At 56.0% G+C, this 23,863-nt stretch carries 21 protein-coding genes and 1 rRNA gene; 15 read left to right on the top strand and 7 right to left on the bottom strand.

The features are described from left to right. A 5S ribosomal RNA gene (rrf, locus tag AACY09_RS18045) occupies positions 1 to 96 on the top strand; the annotation flags it as partial. Between the two features lie 253 nt (positions 97 to 349). On the opposite strand, the gene AACY09_RS18040 is transcribed toward rrf, so the two are convergent. Together AACY09_RS18040 and AACY09_RS18035 are read right to left on the bottom strand one after the other, a co-directional pair. Beyond that, positions 350 to 1,237, bottom strand: coding sequence for a serine hydrolase domain-containing protein (locus AACY09_RS18040; protein ID WP_339489984.1), 888 nt, complete (start codon positions 1,235 to 1,237; stop codon positions 350 to 352). 217 nt (positions 1,238 to 1,454) lie between these two features. Next, positions 1,455 to 2,174, bottom strand: coding sequence for a murein L,D-transpeptidase catalytic domain family protein (locus AACY09_RS18035; RefSeq protein WP_339489964.1), 720 nt, complete (start codon positions 2,172 to 2,174; stop codon positions 1,455 to 1,457). A 127-nt stretch (positions 2,175 to 2,301) separates the two neighbouring features. Between AACY09_RS18035 and AACY09_RS18030 the strand changes: the two genes are divergently transcribed. Then, positions 2,302 to 3,948: a L,D-transpeptidase family protein gene (locus tag AACY09_RS18030; protein ID WP_339489962.1), complete on the top strand. Its 1,647-nt coding sequence runs from the start codon at positions 2,302 to 2,304 to the stop codon at positions 3,946 to 3,948. Between the two features lie 36 nt (positions 3,949 to 3,984). Here AACY09_RS18030 and AACY09_RS18025 read toward each other — a convergent pair whose 3' ends face one another. Beyond that, the gene (locus AACY09_RS18025; protein WP_339489961.1) at positions 3,985 to 4,950 is read right to left on the bottom strand and encodes a LysR family transcriptional regulator; all 966 of its coding nucleotides are present in this window, start codon (positions 4,948 to 4,950) and stop codon (positions 3,985 to 3,987) included. Positions 4,951 to 5,142: 192 nt separating this feature from the next. Here AACY09_RS18025 and AACY09_RS18020 point away from each other — a divergent pair, with 192 nt between their 5' ends. The 4 genes from AACY09_RS18020 (at position 5,143) to AACY09_RS18005 (ending at position 9,908) form a co-directional block, all read left to right on the top strand. Next, complete coding sequence (locus AACY09_RS18020; protein ID WP_339489960.1) at positions 5,143 to 6,171, top strand: TRAP transporter substrate-binding protein; 1,029 nt, start codon at positions 5,143 to 5,145, stop codon at positions 6,169 to 6,171. A 56-nt stretch (positions 6,172 to 6,227) separates the two neighbouring features. After that, on the top strand, positions 6,228 to 6,785 hold the full coding sequence (locus AACY09_RS18015) for a TRAP transporter small permease subunit (RefSeq protein WP_339489959.1): 558 nt from the start codon (positions 6,228 to 6,230) through the stop codon (positions 6,783 to 6,785). A gap of 15 nt (positions 6,786 to 6,800) precedes the next feature. Continuing rightward, positions 6,801 to 8,105, top strand: a complete 1,305-nt coding sequence (locus AACY09_RS18010) for a TRAP transporter large permease (protein WP_339489958.1) — start codon at positions 6,801 to 6,803, stop codon at positions 8,103 to 8,105. A 66-nt stretch (positions 8,106 to 8,171) separates the two neighbouring features. Beyond that, entirely contained in the window at positions 8,172 to 9,908 is a 1,737-nt protein-coding gene (locus AACY09_RS18005; protein WP_339489957.1) for an IlvD/Edd family dehydratase, read from the top strand. Positions 9,909 to 10,033: 125 nt separating this feature from the next. Here the strand turns inward: AACY09_RS18005 and AACY09_RS18000 are convergent, their stop codons facing one another. Then, positions 10,034 to 11,617 carry an aldehyde dehydrogenase (NADP(+)) gene (locus AACY09_RS18000; protein ID WP_339489955.1) on the bottom strand — a complete coding sequence of 528 codons (1,584 nt, stop codon included), beginning with the start codon at positions 11,615 to 11,617 and terminating at the stop codon, positions 10,034 to 10,036. Between the two features lie 166 nt (positions 11,618 to 11,783). Next, complete coding sequence (gene araD1 / locus AACY09_RS17995) at positions 11,784 to 12,779, bottom strand: AraD1 family protein (protein ID WP_339489954.1); 996 nt, start codon at positions 12,777 to 12,779, stop codon at positions 11,784 to 11,786. 125 nt (positions 12,780 to 12,904) lie between these two features. On the opposite strand from araD1, the gene AACY09_RS17990 reads away from it, so the two are divergent. The 9 genes from AACY09_RS17990 (at position 12,905) to AACY09_RS17950 (ending at position 21,733) form a co-directional block, all read left to right on the top strand. Continuing rightward, positions 12,905 to 13,843 (top strand): LysR family transcriptional regulator, encoded by a 939-nt coding sequence (locus AACY09_RS17990; RefSeq protein ID WP_339489953.1) that lies wholly within the window; start codon positions 12,905 to 12,907, stop codon positions 13,841 to 13,843. 269 nt (positions 13,844 to 14,112) lie between these two features. Next, the gene (locus tag AACY09_RS17985; protein ID WP_339489951.1) at positions 14,113 to 14,889 is read left to right on the top strand and encodes a transporter substrate-binding domain-containing protein; all 777 of its coding nucleotides are present in this window, start codon (positions 14,113 to 14,115) and stop codon (positions 14,887 to 14,889) included. Positions 14,890 to 14,922: 33 nt separating this feature from the next. Further along, a complete protein-coding gene (locus tag AACY09_RS17980; RefSeq protein ID WP_339489950.1) occupies positions 14,923 to 15,600 on the top strand; it encodes an amino acid ABC transporter permease in 678 nt (225 codons plus the stop codon). Next, on the top strand, positions 15,597 to 16,331 hold the full coding sequence (locus AACY09_RS17975) for an amino acid ABC transporter ATP-binding protein (RefSeq protein WP_339489949.1): 735 nt from the start codon (positions 15,597 to 15,599) through the stop codon (positions 16,329 to 16,331). The genes AACY09_RS17980 and AACY09_RS17975 overlap by 4 nt, the downstream gene beginning before the upstream one ends. 19 nt (positions 16,332 to 16,350) lie before the next feature. Beyond that, on the top strand, positions 16,351 to 17,598 hold the full coding sequence (locus AACY09_RS17970) for a cysteine desulfurase-like protein (protein ID WP_339489948.1): 1,248 nt from the start codon (positions 16,351 to 16,353) through the stop codon (positions 17,596 to 17,598). A gap of 21 nt (positions 17,599 to 17,619) precedes the next feature. Then, the gene (locus tag AACY09_RS17965) at positions 17,620 to 18,480 is read left to right on the top strand and encodes a MurR/RpiR family transcriptional regulator (RefSeq protein WP_339489946.1); all 861 of its coding nucleotides are present in this window, start codon (positions 17,620 to 17,622) and stop codon (positions 18,478 to 18,480) included. A gap of 44 nt (positions 18,481 to 18,524) precedes the next feature. Beyond that, a complete protein-coding gene (locus AACY09_RS17960; RefSeq protein WP_339489944.1) occupies positions 18,525 to 19,436 on the top strand; it encodes an allantoinase PuuE in 912 nt (303 codons plus the stop codon). Between the two features lie 117 nt (positions 19,437 to 19,553). Further along, complete coding sequence (hydA, locus tag AACY09_RS17955; RefSeq protein WP_339489943.1) at positions 19,554 to 20,990, top strand: dihydropyrimidinase; 1,437 nt, start codon at positions 19,554 to 19,556, stop codon at positions 20,988 to 20,990. Then, positions 20,987 to 21,733: a fumarylacetoacetate hydrolase family protein gene (locus AACY09_RS17950; protein ID WP_339489942.1), complete on the top strand. Its 747-nt coding sequence runs from the start codon at positions 20,987 to 20,989 to the stop codon at positions 21,731 to 21,733. The genes hydA and AACY09_RS17950 overlap by 4 nt, the downstream gene beginning before the upstream one ends. 98 nt (positions 21,734 to 21,831) lie before the next feature. On the opposite strand, the gene AACY09_RS17945 is transcribed toward AACY09_RS17950, so the two are convergent. Together AACY09_RS17945 and AACY09_RS17940 are read right to left on the bottom strand one after the other, a co-directional pair. Beyond that, positions 21,832 to 22,869 (bottom strand): AraC family transcriptional regulator, encoded by a 1,038-nt coding sequence (locus AACY09_RS17945; RefSeq protein WP_339489941.1) that lies wholly within the window; start codon positions 22,867 to 22,869, stop codon positions 21,832 to 21,834. 9 nt (positions 22,870 to 22,878) lie between these two features. Further along, complete coding sequence (locus AACY09_RS17940; protein ID WP_339489939.1) at positions 22,879 to 23,796, bottom strand: GGDEF domain-containing protein; 918 nt, start codon at positions 23,794 to 23,796, stop codon at positions 22,879 to 22,881. Positions 23,797 to 23,863 lie beyond the last annotated feature (67 nt).

Below are 23,863 nucleotides of genomic sequence, written 5' to 3'. Positions count from 1 at the left end.
GGAACCACCTGATCCCATCCCGAACTCAGTAGTGAAACGATGCATCGCCGATGGTAGTGTGGGGTTTCCCCATGTGAGAGTAGGTCATCGTCAAGCGCCTATACCAAAACCCCAGATCATGAAAATGGTCTGGGGTTTTACTTTGCGCCAAAGAAAAGTTTAGACCGCCAAGGTGTTGAGCGTTCGCAGATAGTGGTGGGGGCTGATGGTGGCCGAAAAGAGCGTCGATTACCCTACCAGAGACCGCGTTTAGCCCTGGTGACGTAGGGGAGCAACGCGCAGCTTGGCCACCGAGGTGTGGAGTGCTCGCAGTATGTGCGGACGCTTTAGCCTGCCACTGTTTATAGGCTCACTGGCAGGGGCCGACAGCCGCTATTAGCCGATCCAGAGCCTGGGTTTCAACTTGCCCCTCATCATTGCCCTTGGCAAAAACCGAACAAGTCGCCTGATTACTGCCGTTTGAGCAGTAGTAAACCGCGATGACCCCACCTGGCCCAACACCTGTATGTCCAACAAGAAGATGCCCACTGTTGGTTTTGCCAATCATCAAACCCAAGCCGTAGCCAGGCGCGGCCCAAGGCCTGCCTGATATAGGCCCACCAAGGGCAAACGATTCCTGCATCTCCTGTAGTAATGAGTCAGGGAGCAAGCCTTCAGTCAAAAGTCGATTCAGTAGACGAGTTGCTTGTGAAAGTGGACCGACCAACAAGCCATGGTAGACCCAGCCAGGGTTGTACGATGCGATGGCGGGTGGATAGACATCGGCAAGGTCTTCAGGCTTATTGGCAAACTGAACACCGGTCACATCAAGGGGTATAAATACCCGCTGGGTCAATGCATCATCGATGCACAACCCTGTAACGCGCTCAATCAGCCTGGCAACCAGCATGTAACCCACATTGGAGTATCGCCAGCCCGCCCCGGGTGTGTAGCGCAATCGCGAGGCGTCGAGACGTTGCATCATTTCGTCAGCTGGCCAGGGTGTCTGGCCGTCCGTAACCGCTGCGTGATACGCCTTGAGCTCTGAGTAGTCGGCAAGCCCGGCCTGATGTTTGAGTAGTTGGCGAAGGGTGAACTGAGCATCCTCTAGTGGCTCGTCAAGCTGGACCAAGCCGTCGCGAACAAGTGTCAGCGCTGCTGCAGCCAGCACCGGTTTGGTAAAGCTCCACCAAGGGACAACGACATGGGATTGTTCTGCCGGCAATGGCTGACCATTCACTATCATCGAACAAAGCATTTCTAGACCTTTTTCCAGAGGGTACACGATTCCACCGTCGTTTCAGGCAGGGCAAAACACAGACTATTAGGAGGCGCGAGGCAGCATGCCTGCCTTTATGCGAGTGCAGAGACTACAGGCAGTCAAGGCCCGGTTGAAAGGGTCGTGCTTAAAGCAAAAAAGGCAGGCCCATGCTGATGGGTCTGCCTTTTGTGATTTAACGCTTATGCAGAGGGTGTCAGATACGCGGCCCCAAACTGCTGATAATACTGGCAACCTGACGCGGCTTGCAGTTGAAGTAGGCGGACTGTTGAGTCCAGCGGGCTTTGGGGTGCCATGCGAACAGGAACTGCCCGCCACTCAATTTGTTGACCACCATCCGCGCCACTTGGGGGCGAACTGCCGGGCAACCTAAGCTACGGCCAATACGGCCTTGGCTACGGATCAAGCTAGGGTCAACGTAGCTCGCACCATGAATAACAATGGCCCGCTCGCGGGCTAAGTCGTTTAACCCCGGCTCGAGGCCATCCATGCGCAAAGAAAGGCCGTGTTTACCGCTATAGCTTTCAGCGGTGCGAAACAGTCCTAGGCTGCTTTGAAAACTACCCAATCGATTGGAAAACTGACTGGCTATGTTTTCACCTGACATACGGCCATGGGCTACGTAGTCACGCAAAATCAATTTGTGCTGCTTGAGGTCAAATATCCACAGGCGTTTAGCCGACGAGGGCTGAGAGTAATCGATGACGGCCAGGCTATTTGCGCTGGCGGCCCCGTTATTAACCGCACACTGCATGGCAGCAACAGCGTGGCGTAGGGCTTCTTGATCAATGCCCGGTGCGACTTTAGAGAGCTGAGCAACCAGCGGGTTTTTAACTGGTTGAGTAGAGGCCGCTAAAATAGGACCACAGAAAGACAGTAGCCCCGCAACGCAGAGCCGACGAACCCATACAGACATACACACTTCCCCTCTAGAACAGTTACTTCTATGCATCCTGGCGTCGACCTTGCGATGACTCGCTTATACTTATTGTTCGGCCACATAAGAGGTGGCGGATCTGTATAGCTAAGGATGGAGCAGTATCTTGATCAAAAAACGAGCAGTTTACAGTGTCTTTGCGCTATTTCTGGCGCCATTTGTCGGTCATGCAGTGACGTTGCCGCCACTGGACTCGAACCCGGCAGATAGCATGAGCGTGCTCATTGATACCCTATCCACAAGCTGTGCTCCGCTGCCGACAAGCCTAGACGATTTATCAAGATCGCAACTGCATACCTTTTACCAACCGCTTGCAGGTGAGCTCGCTTGGCCCAATGAGGCCGCACGGGTGATGCTGCTGGAGCAGATCAATCAATTAGCCGATGATGGATTGTCGCCTACTGATTACCCACTAGCGAGCATGCCCCTCGATGCCAGCCCGAAGCTGCGCGCTTGTATCGATATTCAGACTACACGCAGCTACCTTCAAGCTTTGCATGATTTGCACTACGGCCGATTCTCACAACAAAAACTGGAAAGTATTTGGCGATCGCCTGATATGCCGAAGCGACCGCAAGCGGACGCCACCATCATGCCGCTTGCAATGGCCAATACAGCCGAGCCCGAGGTGGCTTTTAAAGCTGCGCGGCCAAGCCTTATGCAGTACCTGCAGTTACGTGCAGCTTATGCAGCGCTGCGCCAAAGACCACTGTCTACCTGGCAAGCGATTGACGAAGGGCCAACCCTTCATCCAGGTCAATCTGATCCTCGGGTGCCAGCCTTGCGCACCCGACTGAATGCCGAAGGCTATAACACCATAACTGGCTCAGGCAGTATTCCATCCGGTAACCGGTTGGATGACGGTACGGTAGCCGCGCTTAAAGTATTTCAGTCGCGCCACGGTATTAACGATGATGGCGTGCTTGGCGCAGCGACCTTAACAGAATTGAATGTTTCGCCACTGGTTCGCCGCGAACAATTGCGCGTGAATCTGGAGCGCTTACGCTGGCTGGCGGATGATCTGAGCCAGGCTCAGGTTGCGGTAAACGTCGCAGGGGCAGAGGTTTTGCTCATGGACAAAGGCGCCGAAGTCTGGCGCAGGCGTACTCAAGTTGGTCGTGCTGAGCGCAAAACACCGTTGTTGGTTTCGCGCATTAATCGCGTGACCTTGAATCCGACATGGACGGTACCGCCGACTATTCTGCGCGAGGATAAAATTCCCGCGATCCGCAGTGACATTGGCTATCTGGATAAACACCAGATGAATGTCTACAACTACCAAGGTCAGCGTCTTGATCCCCATACAATCAACTGGGCGTCACCCGGTGCAATCATGCTGCGTCAGGAAGCGGGGGTGAATAACCCGCTGGGCCGTGTGGTCCTGCGCTTTGATAACCCCTACTCGGTCTACCTGCATGACACGCCAAGCCAGCGTCTATTTGATCGTTCGCCGCGGGTGTTTAGTTCCGGATGCGTGCGGGTCGAGTCCATCGAGACATTGCTGACTAAGATACTCAGTGAGGACGAGCTGCGCACTGTCCAGGCCCGACTTGACTCAGGAAAGACCAGCCAGTACCGCCTCGACCAGCAACTCAATCTAGTAATGGCGTACTGGACAGTTGAAGTAGGAGCCGATGGCGTCGTCCACTACTTCCCCGATATGTACAGCAACGATCAGAAAATCATCACCGCGCAACTGCACGACGATAATCCAGCCATTGCTGATTCGCGGCGGCCTGATATGAATGACTAAAGCGTTATGGCTCGCCAGTAACGGAGATAGGTCATGTCAGGGGCTGGCCGCCGTCTCCAACCTCTGAGCAATTCTTCTTAGCTGGGCCAGCACGCTTCTGGCCGATGGCGAAAGTAAATCCTCATGCTTAGTAATGATTCCATAGGTCATCAAGCTGCGGTTGAGGTCGTCTTCGATTCCCGGTGCCACCTTGACCACAGCGAGCATGTTATAGCGTGCGTAATGGGCGACCACTTCGCGCGGCAGCACGGTGAGCATGTCGTTGTGCTCAAGCAGGGTGGTGACCATTAGCAGATTTTCGGCGTTAACCACCTTGCTCGGCGGGAGCATGCCTTTTTGTTGAAACAGGGCATCAAACTCATAGCGCAGGACGCTGCCGGAGGGTGGCAGCACCCAGTCGGCTTTATGCAACTGTTCGCGAGACAGTTGCTGGTCGATTAATCCGGCACGCGCACAAACGCACAGCGGCTCCTTGTGCAGCGCTTCGAAGTGCATGCCACTGAGACCAACGTCGGCAAAGAAGCGGGCCACCAGAAAATCTAACTCACCGTCATTCAAAATCGTCATCAAATCGCGGCTTGAACCTGTGCGGATGCTCAGTTCGAGATTGGGGTGCAGCTGTTTGACCTGGCGGATCAACTCCGGCAACAGGTCGGCGCAAGGGGTGAGAATAGTGCCGATGCGGACATGGCCGTGGTGACCGGCGCGCAAAGCGGTGACTTCATCAAAAGCGCTGTCGAGACTGGTTTGCACCCGCCGCGCATAACGGATCACAGCTTCGCCGTATAGCGTCGGCGTTACGCCACGAGCGTGGCGATCGAACAGCGGCACTTCGAGTCCGTCTTCCAATTCTTTGACCAGTTTGGAGATGGCCGGCTGAGAAATACCCAGCCCTTCCGCTGCTCGGTTCAGGTTGCAGGTTTCACCGAGGGCGACCAGGACCGGAATGTGGCGGCTTTTAAGGCGGGCACGGACGAACCAATTGTTATTGAGCGGTTTCATTGGGTCGAGGTATATCCATTTGTATATGCAATGGGTCAAATTACATATTTGTTGATTATCCGTGATCTGTCTACTCTCTGGCCTTGGAACGCGTGTGCCATCCTGCTTTTTGACTTGGTACACCTGCGTACAAGCAGCGCCCTAGACGGTGCTGCCATCAAAATGCCTGATAAAAATAAATGGAGAGGCACCATGCAATCCCGTAATTATTCCCAACGCCTGACACTGAGCGCCGTTGCAATGGCAGTGCTCATGAGTTCCTCTGCTGCTTTTGCCAAAGAAGAATGGAAGTTTCAGATCAACGTCAACGCTGGCGATGATGAGTACCGCATTGCTCAGAACTGGGCAAAAGATGTGGCTGAGAAAACCAAGGGTGAGATCGTCATTGAAGTGATGCCCACCGGCACCATCGTCGGCAACAACGAGACATTGGATGCTGTAGGCGCCGGTATCATTCAAGGCCAGATCACCGACCCCGGTTACTTCTCAGGCAAGAACCCAGCCTTTGCTGTGTACGGCAATATGGTCGGCGCCTGGAGCGACACCTCGAGCTTTCTTGATTACATGCGTAACGGCGGTGGCGAAGCGGGTTACAACAAATTGGTTGAGCCCTACAACGTGCACCTGATCCGTGCGGGCGCGGTTGGTGTAGAAGCCTTGATCAGCAAGAAACGGATCAACACCCTGGCCGACTTCAAAGGCATGAAGGTGCGAGCTCCTGAAGGCATGGTTTCAAACATCTTCAAGCTGGTGGGTGCCGCGCCGGTGAACCTGCCCACATCTGAGGTCTACACTGCGCTGGAGAAGGGCGTAATCGATGCCGCAGATTACACGGTGTTCTCCACCAACTATGAGCAGGGCTACTACAAGTACGCGCCGTTCGCTGTGCACCCGGGCTTTCACTCGATGCCGATGAAAGACATCTCGATCAATAAAACCATTTGGGATGGCTTGAGCTCGGAACAACAGAAAGTCCTCGAGGACTCAGTTGACCAATTCACCGCGACGCTGATCAGCGACCTGCACAAGAAAGACCAAGAGCAGGTTGAACTGGCCACCAAACGTGGCGATGTGACCTTGACCACGTTGTCCCCCGAAGAGCTGAAGAAATTCCGTCAGATTGCCCGCACTGAGTGGGACACCTGGCGCAATAGCAGCCCTGAAGCCAAAGAAGCCGTGGATTCAATCAAGGCCTATCTGCAGAGCAAAGACCTGCTCTGATCCCTGTACGGTCTGTGCCTATCGGCACAGGCCGGTCTGCAAGTCAGGAGTTACCTGTGAAAGCGAACCCGCCTTCGAGCGACGATCCGCTCGTTTTTGCTGAGCCCGAATCAGTGCCCAGCAATCCTCTTGACCGGTTCATCCAACGTGTCGGCCAAGCCATTGCCTGGTTGGTCTTCTTGGCGATGTTGGTCAGCGTATATGAAGTGATCATGCGTTACGCCTTTAATGCCCCCACTGACTGGGCGCATGAAACTACCACCTTTCTGGTGGCGTCTATCTTCGCCTTGGGCGGGCCTTATGCGCTGGCAACCAATCGGCATATCCAAATTCGTATCCTGCTGGATCGGTTAACCCCGGGTAAGCGCAAATGGTTGGAAATCTTCAATTTGCTGCTGGGGGTGCTGTTTTGCCTGGCTATTGGCTACGCCGCTTGGGTGCTGGCATTTAACGCCACTCACGCGCCCACCGGTGCATGGCGTCTGGAAACTTCAGGTTCCTCCTGGAACCCGCCGCTGCCTGCTTTTACCAAGATCGTCATCCTCATTGCGATTGCCATTATGGCGGTGCAACAGGTGGTGCGTATTGGTCGCCAATGGCGCAACAAGCAATAACAAGAGATCAGCGCCATGAGTATTGAAATTGCTACGTATCTGATGATTTTTGCCATCTTTGGCCTGCTGGTTATGGGGCTGCCGCTGGCGTTTGTTACAGGTCTGGTTGCTGCAGGTTTTACCCTTGGTTGGTTTGGCCCGATGGCTACACCACTGGTTGCCAGCCGCATGTATGGTTTTATCACCGAGTATTCACTCGTCGCCGTGCCCATGTTTGTGTTTATGGCGGGGTTGCTCGACAGGTCGGGTCTGGCCCGGGACTTATTCAACTCAATGCGTTTCTTTGCCGGCAGGATGCCTGGTGGGGTTGCGGTGCAAACCTTGGTGGTGGCGTTCTTCCTGGCTGCTATCTCCGGCATCATTGGCGGCGAGATCGTGCTGCTGGGTTTATTGGCACTGCCTCAGATGCTGCGTCTGGGCTACGACAAGCGCATCGCAATTGGCGTGGTATGCGCCGGTGGTTCGCTGGGCACCATGGTGCCGCCCTCAATCGTGTTGATCATTTACGGTTTGATCGCCAGCGTGTCGATTGCCGATTTGTTCAAAGCTGCCGTGATTCCTGCCGTTCTGCTGATGGGCTGCTACATGCTTTATGTGGTGGTGATGTGCATGCGTTATCCACAAATGGGTGGCGCACATATCAAACAAGATGCCGATGGCTTGCCACGCCTAACGGTAAGTGAAGCGATCAAAGGCATGTTCTACCCGGTGGCGATCGCAGGTTTGGTGCTTGGCAGCATTTATGGGGGTATCGCCTCGGTTACTGAGGCGGCGGCGATGGGCGCGCTGGGCGTACTGCTGGCGATTGTTTTACGCCGTGAGTTCAGTCTGAAGATGCTTCAGGCCAGCCTGACCCAGACGCTGGAAACCTGCGGCATGATCGTCTGGATCGGGATTGGCGCGGCGTGCTTGGTGGGTGTCTATAACCTGATGGGCGGCAATCGCTTTGTGTCTTCAGCGATCACCGGGCTCGATGTTGCCCCTATCGTGATCATCATGGTGATGATGCTGATCTTTCTGGTGCTTGGGATGATCCTCGACTGGATCGGCATTGCCATGCTGTGCCTGCCAATCTTCGTACCGATTGTGGTGCAGTTGGGCTACAACCCGGTGTGGTTCGGGATTCTCTTCGCTGTGAGCATGCAGGTCTCGTACATCTCGCCGCCCTTTGGGCCCGCCGCCTTCTACCTGAAAAGTGTGGCGCCTCCGGACATCACCCTGACTGACATTTTCAAATCGATGGTGCCCTTCATCATCATTCAGCTGTGCGTCCTCAGCCTGCTGTTGTTCTTCCCCGTGCTCTCTACGGGCTTGCTCTAAACCGAATTTTTCCGATTACCCAGGGATGCTCCCGGCGAGCCTCCCCTTGCCTGACAGGTTGCAATCATGACTGAGAAACGCCCGCTTCGCTCGGCCCAATGGTTCGGCACAGCCGACAAAAACGGTTTTATGTACCGCAGTTGGATGAAGAACCAAGGCATCCCTGATCACGAGTTTCAGGGCAAGCCAATTATTGGCATCTGCAACACTTGGTCGGAACTGACGCCGTGCAATGCGCACTTTCGCAAGATCGCCGAACACGTGAAAAAAGGCGTATTGGAGGCGGGCGGCTTTCCTGTTGAATTCCCGGTGTTCTCCAGCGGTGAGTCCAACCTAAGGCCTACCGCCATGCTGACGCGTAACCTGGCGAGCATGGACGTTGAAGAGTCGATTCGCGGCAACCCGGTTGATGCCGTTGTGTTGCTCACGGGGTGCGACAAGACCACGCCTGCGCTGCTGATGGGCGCTGCCAGTTGCGACGTTCCGGCGATCGTAGTCACCGGCGGGCCGATGCTCAATGGCAAGCATAAGGGCAAGGATATTGGCTCGGGCACTGTGGTCTGGCAGCTCAGCGAAGAAGTCAAAGCCGGCAAAATTTCGATTCACGACTTCATGGCTGCTGAAGCCGGTATGTCGCGCTCGGCAGGAACCTGCAACACCATGGGCACGGCCTCGACCATGGCCTGCATGGCAGAAGCACTGGGCACATCGTTGCCACACAACGCGGCGATTCCGGCAGTGGATGCGCGTCGTTATGTGTTGGCGCACATGTCGGGCATGCGCATTGTCGAGATGGTGCGTGAAGACCTGCGCTTGTCGAAAGTGCTTACCCGCGACGCCTTCGAAAATGCGATTCGGGTCAATGCGGCCATCGGTGGTTCGACCAATGCGGTGATTCACCTCAAAGCGATCGCCGGACGCATGGGCGTTGAGCTTGAGTTGGATGACTGGACTCGCGTGGGCCGTGGCACACCGACCATTGTTGACTTGCAGCCTTCTGGACGTTTCCTGATGGAGGAGTTCTATTACGCGGGGGGCTTGCCAGCGGTGATCCGTCGTCTGGGTGAGAACAACCTGTTGCCTAATCCTGATGCGCTGACGGTCAATGGCAGCAGCTTGTGGAAAAACTGTATCGATGCGCCGATTTATGGCGACGACGAAGTGATTCGTCAGCTTGATAACCCCCTGCGTCGCGACGGCGGTATCAGTATATTGCGTGGTAACTTGGCACCTAAAGGCGCGGTTTTAAAACCTTCTGCGGCCTCGCCAGAGCTGATGCAGCACCGTGGCCGAGCTGTGGTTTTTGAAGATTTTGACGATTACAAAGCGCGGATCAATGATCCTGATTTAGACGTCGACGAGACCTGTGTACTGGTGCTGAAAAATGCCGGGCCCAAAGGTTATCCGGGAATGGCTGAAGTAGGCAATATGGGCTTGCCGCCTAAAGTATTGGCCAAGGGTATTACCGACATGGTGCGTATTTCCGATGCGCGCATGAGCGGTACAGCCTATGGCACCGTGGTGCTGCACGTTGCCCCGGAAGCAGCAGCCGGTGGGCCGTTGGCAGTGGTGCAAAATGGTGACTTTATTGAGCTCGATTGTGATGCCGGTCGTCTGCATCTGGATATCCCGGATGCAGAGCTGCAAGCACGTCTAGCGGCATGGCAAGCACCACAGGGCTTGATCTGGAATAGTGGTTATCGCCGTCTGTATGTTGAACACGTCCTGCAGGCTGACGAAGGCTGTGACTTCGATTTTCTGGTCGGCTGCCGCGGTGCCGACGTGCCACGCCACTCGCACTAATCAGCAGCCCGCCCGGCATATGACAGGTGTGTCGGGTTTACTGACCTCTCTGGCAGAAAAATGCCCGGCACATTGGCCGGGCATTTTATGTAGCGCTATCGCGTCAGGCGTATGCCGTTAACGACTTAAGTCAAGGCACTAGTACTTGGCTTGCCATCAACCAGGCGCTGAATGCCCAGCGGGTTGGCGTTCTGCAGCGCTTTTGGCAACAGGGCATCCGGGCAGTTCTGATAGCAAACCGGGCGCAAGAAGCGATCGATTGCCAAGGTGCCTACCGAGGTGCCGCGCGAGTCAGACGTTGCCGGATATGGGCCGCCATGGACCATCGAATCACAGACTTCAACACCCGTTGGGTAACCGTTAAGCAGCAGGCGACCGGCCTTGTGCTCAAGGATCGCCAGCAGGTCGGCTGCGTTCTGCAAGTCGGCATCTTCGGCGATCAGCGTAGCGGTGAGTTGACCGTGCAGGCTTTGTAACGCACGCAGCAGCTCCGCGCGATCTGCAACCTCAACCACCACAGTGGCCGGGCCGAACACTTCCTCTTGCAGTAGTTCGTCACCTTCGAGCAGCAGGCTTACATCGGCTTTGAACAGCTGTGGCTGAGCTTGCTTGCCGGTTTGATCGCTACCGGCCAAGTGGCTGATGCCCGCGTGAGCATGCAAGCGTTCAAGGCCACTGACGTAGCTCTTGAGTGTGCCGGCATTGAGCATGGTCTGTGCAGGCTGATCGCCCATGCGCTCGGCAAGGGTTTTCAGGAAGGCACTGTACTCCGGCGAGCGAATACCGATTACCAGGCCTGGGCTGGTGCAGAACTGACCGCAACCCATTACCACCGAAGCACTGAGTTCGCCTGCAATTTTCTCGCCGCGAACTTTCAAGGCTTCAGGCAGCATCAGTACCGGGTTGATGCTCGACATCTCGGCAAATACCGGGATCGGCTGCGGGCGTGCGGCCGCCATGTCGCACAACGCGCGGCCGCCTTTGAGCGAGCCGGTGAAACCGACGGCTTGGATGGCGGGGTGCTTGACCAGTAGCTCGCCAACGCCAGAACCGTAGATCATGTTGAACACGCCATCTGGCATGCCGGTTTTCTGCGCAGCGCGGGTGATTGCGCTAGCCACACAATCAGCTGTGGCCATGTGGCCGCTGTGTGCTTTGAAAACGACTGGGCAACCCGCTGCCAATGCCGCTGCGGTATCGCCGCCGGCAGTGGAGAATGCCAGTGGGAAGTTGCTGGCGCCGAACACCGCAACCGGGCCTACGCCAATACGGTATTGGCGCAGGTCCACACGTGGCATTGGCTGGCGATCTGGCAGCGCTTGGTCGATGCGTGCACCATAGAAATCTCCGCGGCGCAGAACCTGGGCGAACAGGCGCATCTGACCGCTGGTGCGGCCACGCTCGCCTTGAATACGCGCTGCTGGTAAAGCGGTCTCACGGCAAACCAGTGCTACGAAATCATCGCCCAATGCGTCAATTTCACTCGCACAGGCCTCAAGGAACTCAGCGCGCTTTGCCGCAGGCAGGCTGCGGTAAGCCGGGTATGCAGTCGCTGCTGCTTCGGCGGCGGCATTGACTTCGTCCGCGGTGGCTTGATGAAACTTAAATGGCAGCGCTTCGCCGCTTTGGGCGTCGTAGCTCTGCAGAGTGGTGTTACCAGCAGCGCTACGGCTGCCAGCGATGTAATTTTGACCGAGAATATCGGACATGTTCGACTCCTTTACCTGGTAGGTTCAGAGGCCCCGAAATGAGTCGAGGCGGTGGGCATAAGCCCGCGAATGATGAGGGCCCGGTTCGTTGTTTTTTTGAAACCGCGGCGAGTTGCCAGTTCCACGGCATTAGAGCGCATCGTCCTGATGCCCCAAGAAAATTGGATCAAAGCGCTTTGACTGTACCGGCGATAAAGTCCGTTTGCTTGATTTCAATACCGTTGCGCAATGGCTCGCCAAAGGCGTCCAGGCTAATTTCGAATTGATCACCCGGTTGCGCTTTGATGCCATCGGCGAATGACAATGTAGCGGTGCCAAAGAAATGCACATGGACATCGCCCGGACGCAGGAACTGCGCATACTTGAAGTGATGGTATTCAAGGTTCTCCAGGCTGTGGCACATGTTTTCTTCGCCGGATAGAAACTCTTTCTCCCACAACAGGGTGTCACCCCGGTGAATACGGCTCATGCCTGCTAGATGGCGGGGCAATTCGCCCAGGCGTACTTCTGGGCCGAATGAACAGTAGCGTAACTTTGAGTGCGCCAAGTACAGGTAGTTCTTGCGCTCAACGACGTGATCTGAAAATTCGTTGCCAAGTGCGTAGCCGATTCGGTACGGCAGGCAATCATCGCCAATTACGTAGAGTCCGGTCAGTTCGGGCTCCTCACCAAAGTCTTCAGCGAAGTCAGGTGCTGGAAAGTTGGCTCCGGGACGCACCACAATGCTGCCGTCGCCTTTGTAAAACCATTCAGGTTGCGCGCCCGGTGTGCCAGGCGTAGGACGACCGCCTTGCATGCCCCAGCGAAACATCTGCATGGTGTCGGTCAGTTTGGTTTCAGCCTCTTCAGCCTGCTGGTGCATCTTGTCCCGGGTCGAGGCGCTGCCCAGATGAGTCAGGCCGGTGCCGCTAATCAGGCAATGTGCCGGGTCTTCATGGTCGAGCGGGGCCAGCACGCGCTTAGCGTCTAGTAGTTCGCGATAGAGCGGCCCTGCGTCAACACCTTGAGCCTCTACTTGCGCTTGCAGGTTGCGCTGATTGCGAATGGCGGTGAGCGCTAGTTCACGGGTGCTACGCGTACCTCTCACAACATCAATACGTTCGCCGTTAACCACGCCGACCTGGCGTTGGCCTTGCTGGGTTTCAAATTGAATCAAGCGCATTGCCGTGGCTCCTGTTGATGTAATAGCCGCATGCACAGCGGTAATTAATAACCACTACTTTAAAAACCCTTGGCGATGCTGCCTAATGAAAGCTTCTGATTGAGTGATAACTTTTAGTGATCCCCATGATCGCGTCCCTACCTTCAATTGTTTCGCGCTTGCGTCTCAAGCAACTGCGTTTGCTTATAGCCCTTGATGAACAAGGCTCACTGCATCGTGCAGCCGAGCAGGTGGCAATTAGTCAGCCCGGTGCCACAAAGGCGCTGCACGAAATTGAAACGACCTTTGGCGCCAGTTTATTTACCCGTACCAGTCAGGGGCTGGAGGCGAATGATTTGGGCCGTTGTGTGATTCGCTATGCGCGACTTATTCACAGCGATCTTGCGCACCTGCGAGAGGAAATGATCGGCATCATGCAAGGCTATGGCGGGCGCCTTTCGGTCGGGGTGATTATGGGCGCTGTGCCCCAACTGATGCGTGCGGTGACGCGCTTGCGTGACAAGCAGCCAGAGTTGTCGGTGGAAATAGTTGAGGACACGAGCGAGCGTTTGCTGAGCCTGCTCGATCAAGGCCGTTTGGACCTCGCCATCTGCCGCAGCAGCGTCAGTCGCCGGCCCGATGCCTATGATTGCTTGAGTGTCTACGAAGAAGAGTTGGTGCTGGTTGCACACCCCGACCACCCGCTGTTGGGGGCTGAGGCGCTGCAACTGGACCAACTCAGCGAATGTCGTTGGGTTATCTACCCGGCCAATATGCCCATGCGCCTGATCCTCGAGCACGAGTTTAGTCAGGCCGGGCTTGAGTTTCCGCGTTACCCGCTGGAGACTGCCTCGACCTTCACCATGCTCAGCCTGTTGCAGCAAGATTCAATGTCAGTGGCTTTGATGCCCCGTGAAGTCGCTGAATTCAGCGAGGGCTTCGGCATGATCAAGCGCCTCAATCTGCAGTTGCAATCCCGGCGTGAGCCCTACGGGGTGATTGTTCGCCACGCCAGCCAATTGTCTTATCCCGCGCAACTTTTACTTGAAGAGCTGCAGCGCGAAACCCCCACTGAGCACGATTGATCACCCACAGCGGTCGCCGATCCGGTTGATTTTCCTGCCCCGCCGCAGTGCGTGTCGGCAGGCAAAATCATCAATAAAATCGCTGAAAGCAGACCGTGCAGGCTCTGGCCCGGTGCACTAAACAGGTTCGTATTTGCACTCCTCTGGAGCATTTAATTCAATTAACTAAATCGTTGAATTATTTAATTCATGCGCCTATGCTCGATCTCGAAACGCCTGTTCAGCTTAGCAGGCGGCCTGCGGAATTGATTTGAATCGAGGAGCTAGACATGAACGTGAAAGTACTCTTGGGCATGGCCATCGCCACTGCGTTTTCAGCATCGACCCTAGCCGCCGATTGGACGGTTGGCGCCAACGTCGGCAACGTTCCGTGGGAGTTCCAGAACGCCAAGGGCGAGATCGTTGGCTTTGAAGTTGACGTGGTTAATGAAGTCGCCAAGCGCGCCGGTAAAAGCGTCGAGTTCGTCAACATCCCTTTCAATGGCCTGTTCAGCGCCGTGCAATCCAAGCGCGCGGATATTGCCATTTCATCGATCACCATCACCCCCAAGCGGCTTGAGTCGGTCGGTTTCGCTCAACCCTACTACGACAGCGATCAGTCGCTGTCTGTGCTGACCAAATCAGGTATCAAAGGCCTGGATGGCATGGCAGACAAAGTGGTTGGCGTCGATACCGGCTCAACCGGTGATATGTGGGTAGGCGAGCATAAGGCTGAGTACAAGTTCAAAGATGTTTCGCGCTACGAAGGCTTGTCGCCCGCCATGCTTGACTTGGCTTCTGGCCGTTTGGATGGCTACGTCAGCGATATTCCTGCAGTGCTTTATTACATCAAAGACAAGCCGCAATACGCCGTGGTTGCGCGTATTCCGACGGGCGAAAAGTACTCGCTGATGCACGCTAAAAACTGGCCTGAAAGCGACAAGGTCAACGAGATCATCACCGCCATGAAGAAGGAAGGCGTCATCGCTGAGCTGCACAAGAAGTGGTTTGGTGCTGAAGCAGCTGCAGACTCGAGCACCGTAAAGGTCACTGACGCACCGAAGTAATCCGACTTACCGCTCACGATCAAGGTGCTTTCTATGGAGCTGCTACATACATTCTTCAACTGGGACGTATTCGTAGATGCGCTGCCACTGATGCTGCGCGGCCTTGGCGTGACCGTTTTACTGGGCGTAGTCAGCATCATTCTTGGCTTGGTCGGCGGCTTGTTGCTGGCCATGTTAAGGCTCTACGCCTTTGCCCCGATTCGCTGGTTATCACGCGCATACATCGATGTACTGCGCTCGATTCCACTGTTGGTGCTGCTGGTGCTGATCTACTACGCACTACCCTTTGTGGGCATTCGCCTTTCGTCCTTCGCGGCTGCGGCGGCAGCATTGTCGCTGGTGTCGTGCGCCTATTCGGCGGAGATTTTTCGCTCCGGCATCGAAGCCATTCCACGTGGCCAGTTTGAGGCTTCTGCGTCGCAAGGCATGAGTTTCTTCAACACCATGCGCGATGTGATCCTGCCGCAGGCCATGCGCATCGTCATGCCGCCGATGACCAGCAACTGCATTAACGTAATGAAAGACACCGCGCTGGCGTCGGTGGTGGCCATGCCGGACTTGCTCAAGCAGGCGACACAGGCCCAGGCCTTGTCTGCAAACCCGACACCTTTGGTTGGCGCGGCGGTGATGTACTTATTGCTGTTATTGCCGCTGGTGCAGTTGGTGGGTTGGGTGGAGCGGCGCAATGCTGCTGGAGGTAAAAGCGCATGAGCAACGTCATCGAAATCGAACACATGAACAAGTTTTACGGCCAGTTCCAAGCGTTGAGCGATATCAACATGACGGTTGAACAGGGCGAAGTGGTGGTTATTCTCGGGCCGTCAGGCTCGGGTAAATCCACGCTTATTCGGTGCATCAACCTGTTGGAGGCGTATCAGGACGGTGACATCAGGGTCGCTGACCAACGCGTGGAAAACGGTCCGAAGCTTGCTGGCATTCGCTGCGAAGTCGGCATGGTGTTTCAGGGCTTCAACCTCTACCCCCATCTCACGGTGTTGGCCAACGTTGCGCTGGCGCCAATACGGGTGCGTGGCATGTCCCGACGCGATGCGCAGGATCGCGCTCGTGCGCTGCTGGAGAAAGTGGGCATGGCGGCACATGCGGACAAGTATCCGAGTCAGCTGTCTGGCGGCCAGCAACAACGTGTGGCCATTGCCCGAACCATGGCCATGGAGCCACGCGTCATCCTCTTTGATGAACCAACTTCAGCCCTTGACCCGGAAATGGTCGGCGAAGTGCTCGACGTCATGCAAAACCTTGCACGCTCTGGCGTGACCATGATCGTGGTCACTCATGAGATGGGCTTCGCGCGCAAAGTTGCCGATCGGGTGATCTTTATGGAGAGCGGGCGAATCATCGAACAGAACAATCCGCAGGAATTTTTTACTGCCCCGCAAGAGCCAAGAACCCAGGCTTTTCTGCAGGCGATTCTGCACCACTGATCCTCCCGGGAGACTTAACTTGACTTTGCTCGATATCAATTACGTTCGCAGCCAGTTCCCCGCTCTGGCCGATGGCTATGCCTATCTCGACAACGCCGGTGGCTCGGCGGTACTCAAGCCTGTTGCTGAGCGCATCAGCCACTACTTGCTCAACCATGCGGTACAACTGGGCGCCTCGTATGAGCCTTCAGTGCAGGCTGGCGCCAAGGTCACAGAAGCGCGTGAATCAGTTGCGCAGCTGATCAATGCGTACCATCCGGAAGAGTGCGTTATGGGTGGCTCGACCACTCATTTGCTGCAAATTCTGACGCGTGCAATTGCGCCCTCAATCCAGCCGGGCGATGAAATTATCGTCACCCACAGTGACCATGAGGCGAATATCGGCCCGTGGAAGCGCTTATGCGAAGAGCGCGGTGCGGTGTTACGCGTGTGGCATGTGGATAGCCAAAGCCTTGAGCTGGAGCTGACTGACCTGGATGCGTTGCTCAGCCAGAAAACGCGCTATGTGGCCATGACCCACGCGTCGAATATCCTGGGCAGCGTTAACCCGGTGGCTGAAGTTGCGCGTCGTGTGCATGCAGTCGGTGCCAAGCTGTGTGTCGATGCAGTAGCGTATGCGCCGCATCGGTTGGTCGACGTGCAGGCCAGCGGCGCGGATTACTACGTGTTTAGCTTTTACAAAGTCTTCGGCCCGCACTTCGCCGTACTCTGGGGCAAGCGAGAACTGCTTTTACAGTTGCCGAGCCTTAACCATTTCTTCATCGGAGCCGAAGTACTGCCTTACAAATTGCAGCCGGGCAACCTCAACTATGAATTGTCATACGGGTGCATCGGCATCAGCGATTACCTGATTGATATCGGGCAGCGCATCGGCGCTGAAGGCAGTGAGCGCGAGCTTATGCAAGCGGCATTTGATGCCTTTGAAGTGCAGGAAAACCTATTGGCCGAGACGCTGTTGGCTTATCTGCGTGAGGCGCCGGGAGTGCGTATCATCGGCAAGCCACGGGTTACCAACGGTGACCGAGTGCCGACCATCAGCTTTGTCGTCGAAGGGGTGCAGTCCGACGCTATCGTGCGGCGCATTGATCAGGCGCGCATCGGCATTCGCTTTGGCGATTTCTATGCCCGTCACCTGATCAACGAACTGGGCCTGGCGCCACAAGGCGGGGTGGTGCGCGTGTCGATTGCACACTACAACACTGTCGATGAAATAACGCGTTTAGTGGCCTGTTTGGCCGAGGCTATTGCCGAACTGCGTCAGTCCTGATTTATACCGAGCGATCTGCCTATGTCACTGCCACACACCTTGGATGAACTACGCGCTGCGATTGCGTCGGGCCAGGAAAAGCTCACCGCACGTATGCGCGATGCCGCACATTATCTGATCGAGCATCCACATGATGTCGCGCTCAACACCTTAGCGGCGCTGGCCAAGCGCTCAGGTATTCCGGCTTCGGCATTTATTCGCTTGGCCCAATCTTTAGGTTACGGCGGTTTCAGCGACCTGCAACGGGTATTTAAAGCACCCCTGGAAAAGGCCGGCCAAGGCAGTTTTAAAGAGCGTATTCGTCATTATCGCGGTGAACAGCTGCTGGATGATCCCACCGATATTGGCGCCATGCTCAGTGCGTTCAGCCAAGCCAATATTGTCTCGCTTGAACATCTAGCAGAAGGCCAGCAAGTGCAGGCGCTTGAGCAGTCAATCGCGCTCTTGCAGAAGGCGCGTACGACCTTTGTGGTAGGCATGCGTCGCTCGTTTCCGATGGCCGCGTACTTGAGCTATGCCTTGAGTCGCGTGGGGCGCCGTGCCGTGCATATCAGTGGGTTGGGCGGCAGCTTGCGTGAGCAGGTCGGTGCATTGCACGGCGACGATGTACTGGTCGCTGTGAGCTTTCCGCCTTACGCGCAAGAGACCATTGATGCGTGCGAACAGGCGTTGGCTGCCGGCACCCCGATCGTGGCGATCACCGACAGCATCCTTAGTCCAATTGGCCAATGTGCCTCGGTGATGATCGAAGTTAACGATGCCGAGTTGCTCGGCTTTCGCTCGCTTACCGCCGCCTTTTGCATTGCTCAAACCCTGGCCATGGGCTTGGCGTTTGCCGACGGCCAAACCGACCATGAAGCCTTGAAAGAGATTGATTGCTGAGTTCAGGCCTGAGTGATTTGCCAAACCTTTAGGAGAGTTTCCCCATGGCGTTACCCCTTCGAGATCTGGTTGGCTATGGCCAACAACGACCGCAAGGCACTTGGCCCAATGGTTCGCGTTTAGCCATTAGTATCGTCATCAATTACGAGGAAGGCTCCGAGCGCTCTTTGGCCATGGGTGACGCTGACCAGGAAAGCATGACCGAGTGGGGCAGTTACCAGTTCCCGGACGGGGTGCGCAATCTGGCGATGGAGTCGATGTACGAATACGGCTCGCGCGTCGGTATTTGGCGGATCCTGGATATTCTGCAAAAGGCCGATGTACCCGCGACTTTCCATGCCTGCGCAGTGGCGTTCGAGCAAAATCCGGATGTGGCCAAAGCAGCTGTTGCCCTTGGCCATGAAATTTGCAGCCATGGTTACCGCTGGGAAGAAGTGTTTCGTCTCAGCGAAGAGCAGGAGCGTGAGCATATTCGACTGGCTGTCGAGTCATTCGAACGCACCTGCGGTAAGCGCCCGGTGGGTTGGTACTGCCGCTATGGCGCCAGTGTGCGTACGCGCCGTTTGGTCGCCGAGGAAGGCGGTTTTCTGTATGACTCAGATGCCTACAACGATGATGTTCCGTATTTTGTCGAGGTCGAAGGCAAGCGGCATTTGGTTGTGCCTTACACCAGTGATGTTAATGACTTCCGCTACTGGAATTCGCCGGGTTTATCGCAGGCGTCGGACTTTCTTGAATACATGAAAGAAAGCTTCGAAGTGCTGCACGAAGAATCTGCCGATGGCCTGCGCATGATGTCCATCGGTTTGCACCCACGCATGGTCGGGCGCCCGGGCCGGGTACGTGCGCTGAAGAAGTTTATCGAGTTCGCCCAAGGCCACGAAGGCGTTTGGTTCGCTACCCGAGAGCAAATCGCTCACGCTTGGTTGCAGCGCGACGCGGCCCTGGCCCGCTAAGTCGCACTGAGCGTTTTTACGAGGTGTCGCTATTGTCACCTCGCCCACTTGATTTCGTCACTCGCGGTGCTGTTGATATACCGATCCGCAGGGCGGCGCCTGTTTATGAGGCCAGATATGCAACCTTTCGATACGGTCATTCGCAATGCCCGCGTGGTGACTGCTGCGGACACCTTTAGCAGCGATATCGGTATTCGTGACGGGCGTATCACTGCGCTGGGGCTGGATCTTCCACGAGGGCTGAATGAAATAGATGCTGCTGGACGGCATGTCACGCCGGGCGGCGTCGACAGCCATGTGCATCTGGATCAACCGACCGGGGATGGCTCGGTCATGGCCGATGACTTCCTCAGTGGCACCCTTTCTGCCGCTTGCGGCGGTACCACAACGGTGATCCCCTTTGCGTGCCAGCAGAAGGGCGAGTCACTGCGTGCCGCTGTTGATGACTACCACCGTCGCGCCGGCAACAAACCGGTGATTGATTACGCATTTCACTTGATCGTGACTGATCCAACCCCGCACGTGTTGCACGAAGAGCTGCCCGCGCTGATTGCTGAAGGCTACACCTCGTTCAAAATCTACATGACCTATGACGCTCTTAAACTGGGCGATCGCGAGATTCTAGAAACCCTGTCTGTGGCGCGTCGCGAAGGCGCCATGGTCATGCTGCACGCCGAGAACAGTGATTGCATCGCCTGGCTAACCGAGCGGTTGCTGGCTGCAGGGTTAAGCGCACCGAAGTATCACGCGACATCGCGGTCAATGTTGGTCGAGCGTGAGGCCACTCACCGCGCAATTGCGCTTGCTGAGTTGGTTGATGTGCCGATTCTTATTGTTCACGTTTCTGGCCGCGAAGCGGTTGAACAGATCCGCTGGGCGCAGAGCCAAGGATTGAAGGTCTATGCCGAGACCTGCCCGCAGTATTTGTTTCTGACTGCGGACTCTCTTGGCTGTGACGACAGTTTTGAGGGCGCCAAATGCATCTGCAGCCCGCCGCCTCGGGACGCCGCCAATCAGCAGGTGATATGGGATGGTCTGGAGAATGGCGCCTTCGAGATCTTTTCATCTGACCATGCGCCGTTTCGCTTTGACGGCGCAGACGGCAAGAAAGCCCACGGCGAAGACATATCATTCGACAAGATTGCCAATGGAATTCCCGGTGTGGAAACGCGCATGGCATTGTTGTGGTCTGAAGGGGTGCGCACTGGGCGTATTACCCCGCAAAGTTTTGTCGCCCTGACCGCAACCAATGCAGCGAAAATGTATGGCCTCTACCCGCGCAAAGGCAGCATTGCGATTGGCGCTGATGCCGATCTGGTTATTTGGGATGAAGGCCAAACGATTGATCTGCGCAATGAACTGCTGCACCACAACGTTGATTACACCCCTTACGCCGGCATGCAGTTGACTGCTTGGCCCGCCATGACCTTGTCGCGTGGTGAGGTGGTGTGGGATGGTGAGCCGCGCGGCGCAGCTGGAAGGGGTCAGTTCCTGGCGTGCGCACGACCCGCCCCCGCGCAGTTGCGGCGGCGCAAAACGGAGTTGCCATTATGAGCACGGTTGAACAAGTCGCCTCAAAGTTGATTCAAGGCTGGCGCACAGGCCAGCGCCAGTCCCATGAAGGTTTGATGCTTGAAAGCGAAGCGCAGGCCTATGCCGTTCAGGACCGTGTGGCGGAAGCGCTGGGTTGGTTTACTCAAGCGCCCGCTCGGGCCTGGAAGCTTGGCGGCGCGCCCAGTAGTTTTATTAGCGCGGCAGGCGTACCGGCTGGCGCAGTTCACCTATCGGGCTGGAAGGCGCCGGGCGATTATTGTCACGGATTCGGGATCGAGGGCGAGCTGATTGTGCGTTTGAGTTGTGATCTGGATGAGCACACCGATTTGGCAAAGGCCTATTCAGCAATTGATGCATGGCTACCAGGTATCGAACTATGCGATACCCGTTGGCTGGAGGCTGAAAACGCCGCGCCAATGTTGCGCCTTGCTGACCAACAGTCAAACCGTGCGCTGATACTCGGTGAGACTTGTGTTTATGCGCAGTTGCCTGATTGGTCAATGCAAACAGCCGAGCTGCGTATAGACGGTGTTTCGCAACTGATCAATACCGGCAGCCACCCCTTCGCAGAGCCGCTTAACTCGATCCCTTGGCTGGCAAGACATGCCGTCGAGCAGGGCAATCCATTGCGTGCGGGAGACCTGATTGCCACCGGCAGCTGGACTGGCATCTATTGGGCGCCAGCTGGGGCAGAGGTTGAAATTGAGTTTGCAGGTATGGGGATAGTCACTTTTTCGACCTGAGTTATCGCCCTAAATGTGGGTGAGGTATTTATCCCTCGCGGATCCTGCTCATTTCTAAACCAACTGGGAGGTTTGAGCGGCCAAGCGGCTAAGCGGTTTTAGTCGCTCTGCCAAAATTGACGCAGCACACTTGGGGCCAGTCCCGTCCAACGCTTAAATGAACGGCGTAGGTTAGTGGAGTCGTGGAACTGCAGGTAGGCGGCGACTTCATCATTGCTCTGGCCTTTTATCTGATACAGATACAACGCCATGTGCTTGCGAGCCAAATCGAGTTGCTGTTGAAAATGGGTGCCGTGTTTCTGCAGTTTGCGCTTTAGGGTCGAAGGGCTCATGCCAAGGGCCAAAGCAACGCTTTCCAGTTGCGGTTGACGGCGCAGGTTCGCCAACAGGTGACGATACAGAGAATCAAGAAAGCTTGCATCGAAACCCAGTTCTTGCAAGTGCTGCAGGCTTTGTTGCTGAGCTGCAAGACCGGCAGTTGGCGAGGCTGACGGCCAAGCCTGGTGTAGGAATTCTCGCGGTAAACTGAGTAAGTCTACCGGCGCATCGAAGCGTACATCTTCTCCGAAGTTGACCCAGTACTGTTCGACTTGTCGGGGTTGTGGTTGAGCAATGCTGACTTTCCAAGGCAGCGGCATCCCCCCCAGCCAGCGACTCATGGCCAGCAATGCAGTCATCGCGGACTCGACTAAAAAGCGCTGCTGCGCCCCGGCCCCGCAACTGTCCAGCCAATACACATAAACATTCTTCTCATCCAGTAACACCCGTGGGCTAAGCAACGGGCTAAGCAGTGCGCGGTGACGGCAGAGGGTGTCTAGCGCCTGACCCAAGTCTGCGGAGTGTTGCAGGGCATGGCTGGCTGCACCGTAATAGCCGGGTAGCAGGCGCTGACCAAATAGAAAACGAGTATCGGCTGCGGCTAATAAACGCTCGCTGTTTTCGATCAGCTGCAAAAACTGTTGTGCACTGAGACGCGCACGGCCGGCTTGTAAGTCTTCATGGAACAAGCCGGTGCCGCGCAGCAGACGATGGCTATCGATACCACGTGACAGCGCCAAATCGACTAGTACAGCAGGTTGCCAGTGGCCTGGTATAAAGCGACTGTCATTCTCGTACCAGCTGTTATTACGCGTCATCGCCGCACCTCATGCACTGCGCGCATAGACAGCGGGTTTAGCCTGCGCTAGCGCTAAGTTGAGGCGTTGCAGCAAACTTTCGGCATCATCCTGAAGGGCCATTACACAGGCGACGCTTGCGCGTAATTGCAAGCGCTCACCATGGGCGCGGGCCTTGTGCGCAAAGTGCTCGACGCTCAGGCGCAGGTCTTCAGCCAGTTGCTGTGCCTGACGCTCACCGGTATGTGGCAGTAACACCACGAAGCGATCACCGGCCAACCGGCAGAGCAGGTCTTGATGGCGCAGGTTCAGCACCAACAGTTGGCTCAAGGCTTGGAGCACGCGGTCGCCCTCGGCATGGCCATGCAGGTGATTGATGCGGCTGAAGTTGTCCAGATCCAGAATCAGCAGCGACAGCGGTTGCTGTTCGCTGCGTGTCTGGCACAGCGCTTTGTCCAAATGCTGGCGCAGGTATTCGGCAGTGTTGAGTGGCGTCAGTGAGTCGAATAAGCGATGTTCGCGAAATAGCTGTTCACGCTTTTCCATCTGCGCGCTTATAGCCAGCTGCTCACGGTGCCAGTGATAAATGCCCAGCGTCAGCAGCAACAAGCCAAACGGCATGGGGGCGGATTCAAGCCAGTGGTCCCACACAATGCTGTCCGGCAGGCGGATGAATTCGTCGAGGGTATCGACCCACCATGAAAAAAATACCAGCCCCAATCCCATCGCCAGAAAGCTGGTCACCCTTCCTGCCGGGCGGCTTTTGAGCACTAATCCCAGCCAGACCAGGCAGAGCAATGTGGAGCCGCCTTCGCCAAGAATATCCAGCCACACCCATTCGCTCATTGGCTTGATATGCCCTGCTGCGAGGTGCAGCAATAGAGCGAGATTGGTGGCGATCAAGAGTACGGCCAATTTCAGTCGATGCAGTCTGAGCAGTGAAGTCATGGCCTTGGATTCCGAGTGAAGTAGCGCGCAGCACAACAGAGTCTTGTTACCAATTGGTTGCAATGGG

Origin of the sequence: Pseudomonas sp. EL_65y_Pfl2_R95, from assembly GCF_963971045.1 — a bacterium.
In the GTDB taxonomy this organism is placed as follows: domain Bacteria; phylum Pseudomonadota; class Gammaproteobacteria; order Pseudomonadales; family Pseudomonadaceae; genus Aquipseudomonas.
This window is presented reverse-complemented; position numbering and strand designations above follow the sequence as displayed.

Excerpts from the sequence above, each read along its gene's own strand:
- AACY09_RS18040 (WP_339489984.1), bottom strand. The coding sequence starts at position 1,237 with ATGCTTTGTTCGATGATAGTGAATGGTCAGCCATTGCCGGCAGAACAA.
- AACY09_RS18035 (WP_339489964.1), bottom strand. The coding sequence starts at position 2,174 with ATGTCTGTATGGGTTCGTCGGCTCTGCGTTGCGGGGCTACTGTCTTTC.
- AACY09_RS18025 (WP_339489961.1), bottom strand. The coding sequence starts at position 4,950 with ATGAAACCGCTCAATAACAATTGGTTCGTCCGTGCCCGCCTTAAAAGC.
- AACY09_RS18020 (WP_339489960.1), top strand. The coding sequence starts at position 5,143 with ATGCAATCCCGTAATTATTCCCAACGCCTGACACTGAGCGCCGTTGCA.
- AACY09_RS18010 (WP_339489958.1), top strand. The coding sequence starts at position 6,801 with ATGAGTATTGAAATTGCTACGTATCTGATGATTTTTGCCATCTTTGGC.
- AACY09_RS18005 (WP_339489957.1), top strand. The coding sequence starts at position 8,172 with ATGACTGAGAAACGCCCGCTTCGCTCGGCCCAATGGTTCGGCACAGCC.
- AACY09_RS18000 (WP_339489955.1), bottom strand. The coding sequence starts at position 11,617 with ATGTCCGATATTCTCGGTCAAAATTACATCGCTGGCAGCCGTAGCGCT.
- araD1 (WP_339489954.1), bottom strand. The coding sequence starts at position 12,779 with ATGCGCTTGATTCAATTTGAAACCCAGCAAGGCCAACGCCAGGTCGGC.
- AACY09_RS17990 (WP_339489953.1), top strand. The coding sequence starts at position 12,905 with ATGATCGCGTCCCTACCTTCAATTGTTTCGCGCTTGCGTCTCAAGCAA.
- AACY09_RS17985 (WP_339489951.1), top strand. The coding sequence starts at position 14,113 with ATGAACGTGAAAGTACTCTTGGGCATGGCCATCGCCACTGCGTTTTCA.
- AACY09_RS17980 (WP_339489950.1), top strand. The coding sequence starts at position 14,923 with ATGGAGCTGCTACATACATTCTTCAACTGGGACGTATTCGTAGATGCG.
- AACY09_RS17975 (WP_339489949.1), top strand. The coding sequence starts at position 15,597 with ATGAGCAACGTCATCGAAATCGAACACATGAACAAGTTTTACGGCCAG.
- AACY09_RS17965 (WP_339489946.1), top strand. The coding sequence starts at position 17,620 with ATGTCACTGCCACACACCTTGGATGAACTACGCGCTGCGATTGCGTCG.
- AACY09_RS17960 (WP_339489944.1), top strand. The coding sequence starts at position 18,525 with ATGGCGTTACCCCTTCGAGATCTGGTTGGCTATGGCCAACAACGACCG.
- hydA (WP_339489943.1), top strand. The coding sequence starts at position 19,554 with ATGCAACCTTTCGATACGGTCATTCGCAATGCCCGCGTGGTGACTGCT.
- AACY09_RS17950 (WP_339489942.1), top strand. The coding sequence starts at position 20,987 with ATGAGCACGGTTGAACAAGTCGCCTCAAAGTTGATTCAAGGCTGGCGC.
- AACY09_RS17945 (WP_339489941.1), bottom strand. The coding sequence starts at position 22,869 with ATGACGCGTAATAACAGCTGGTACGAGAATGACAGTCGCTTTATACCA.
- AACY09_RS17940 (WP_339489939.1), bottom strand. The coding sequence starts at position 23,796 with ATGACTTCACTGCTCAGACTGCATCGACTGAAATTGGCCGTACTCTTG.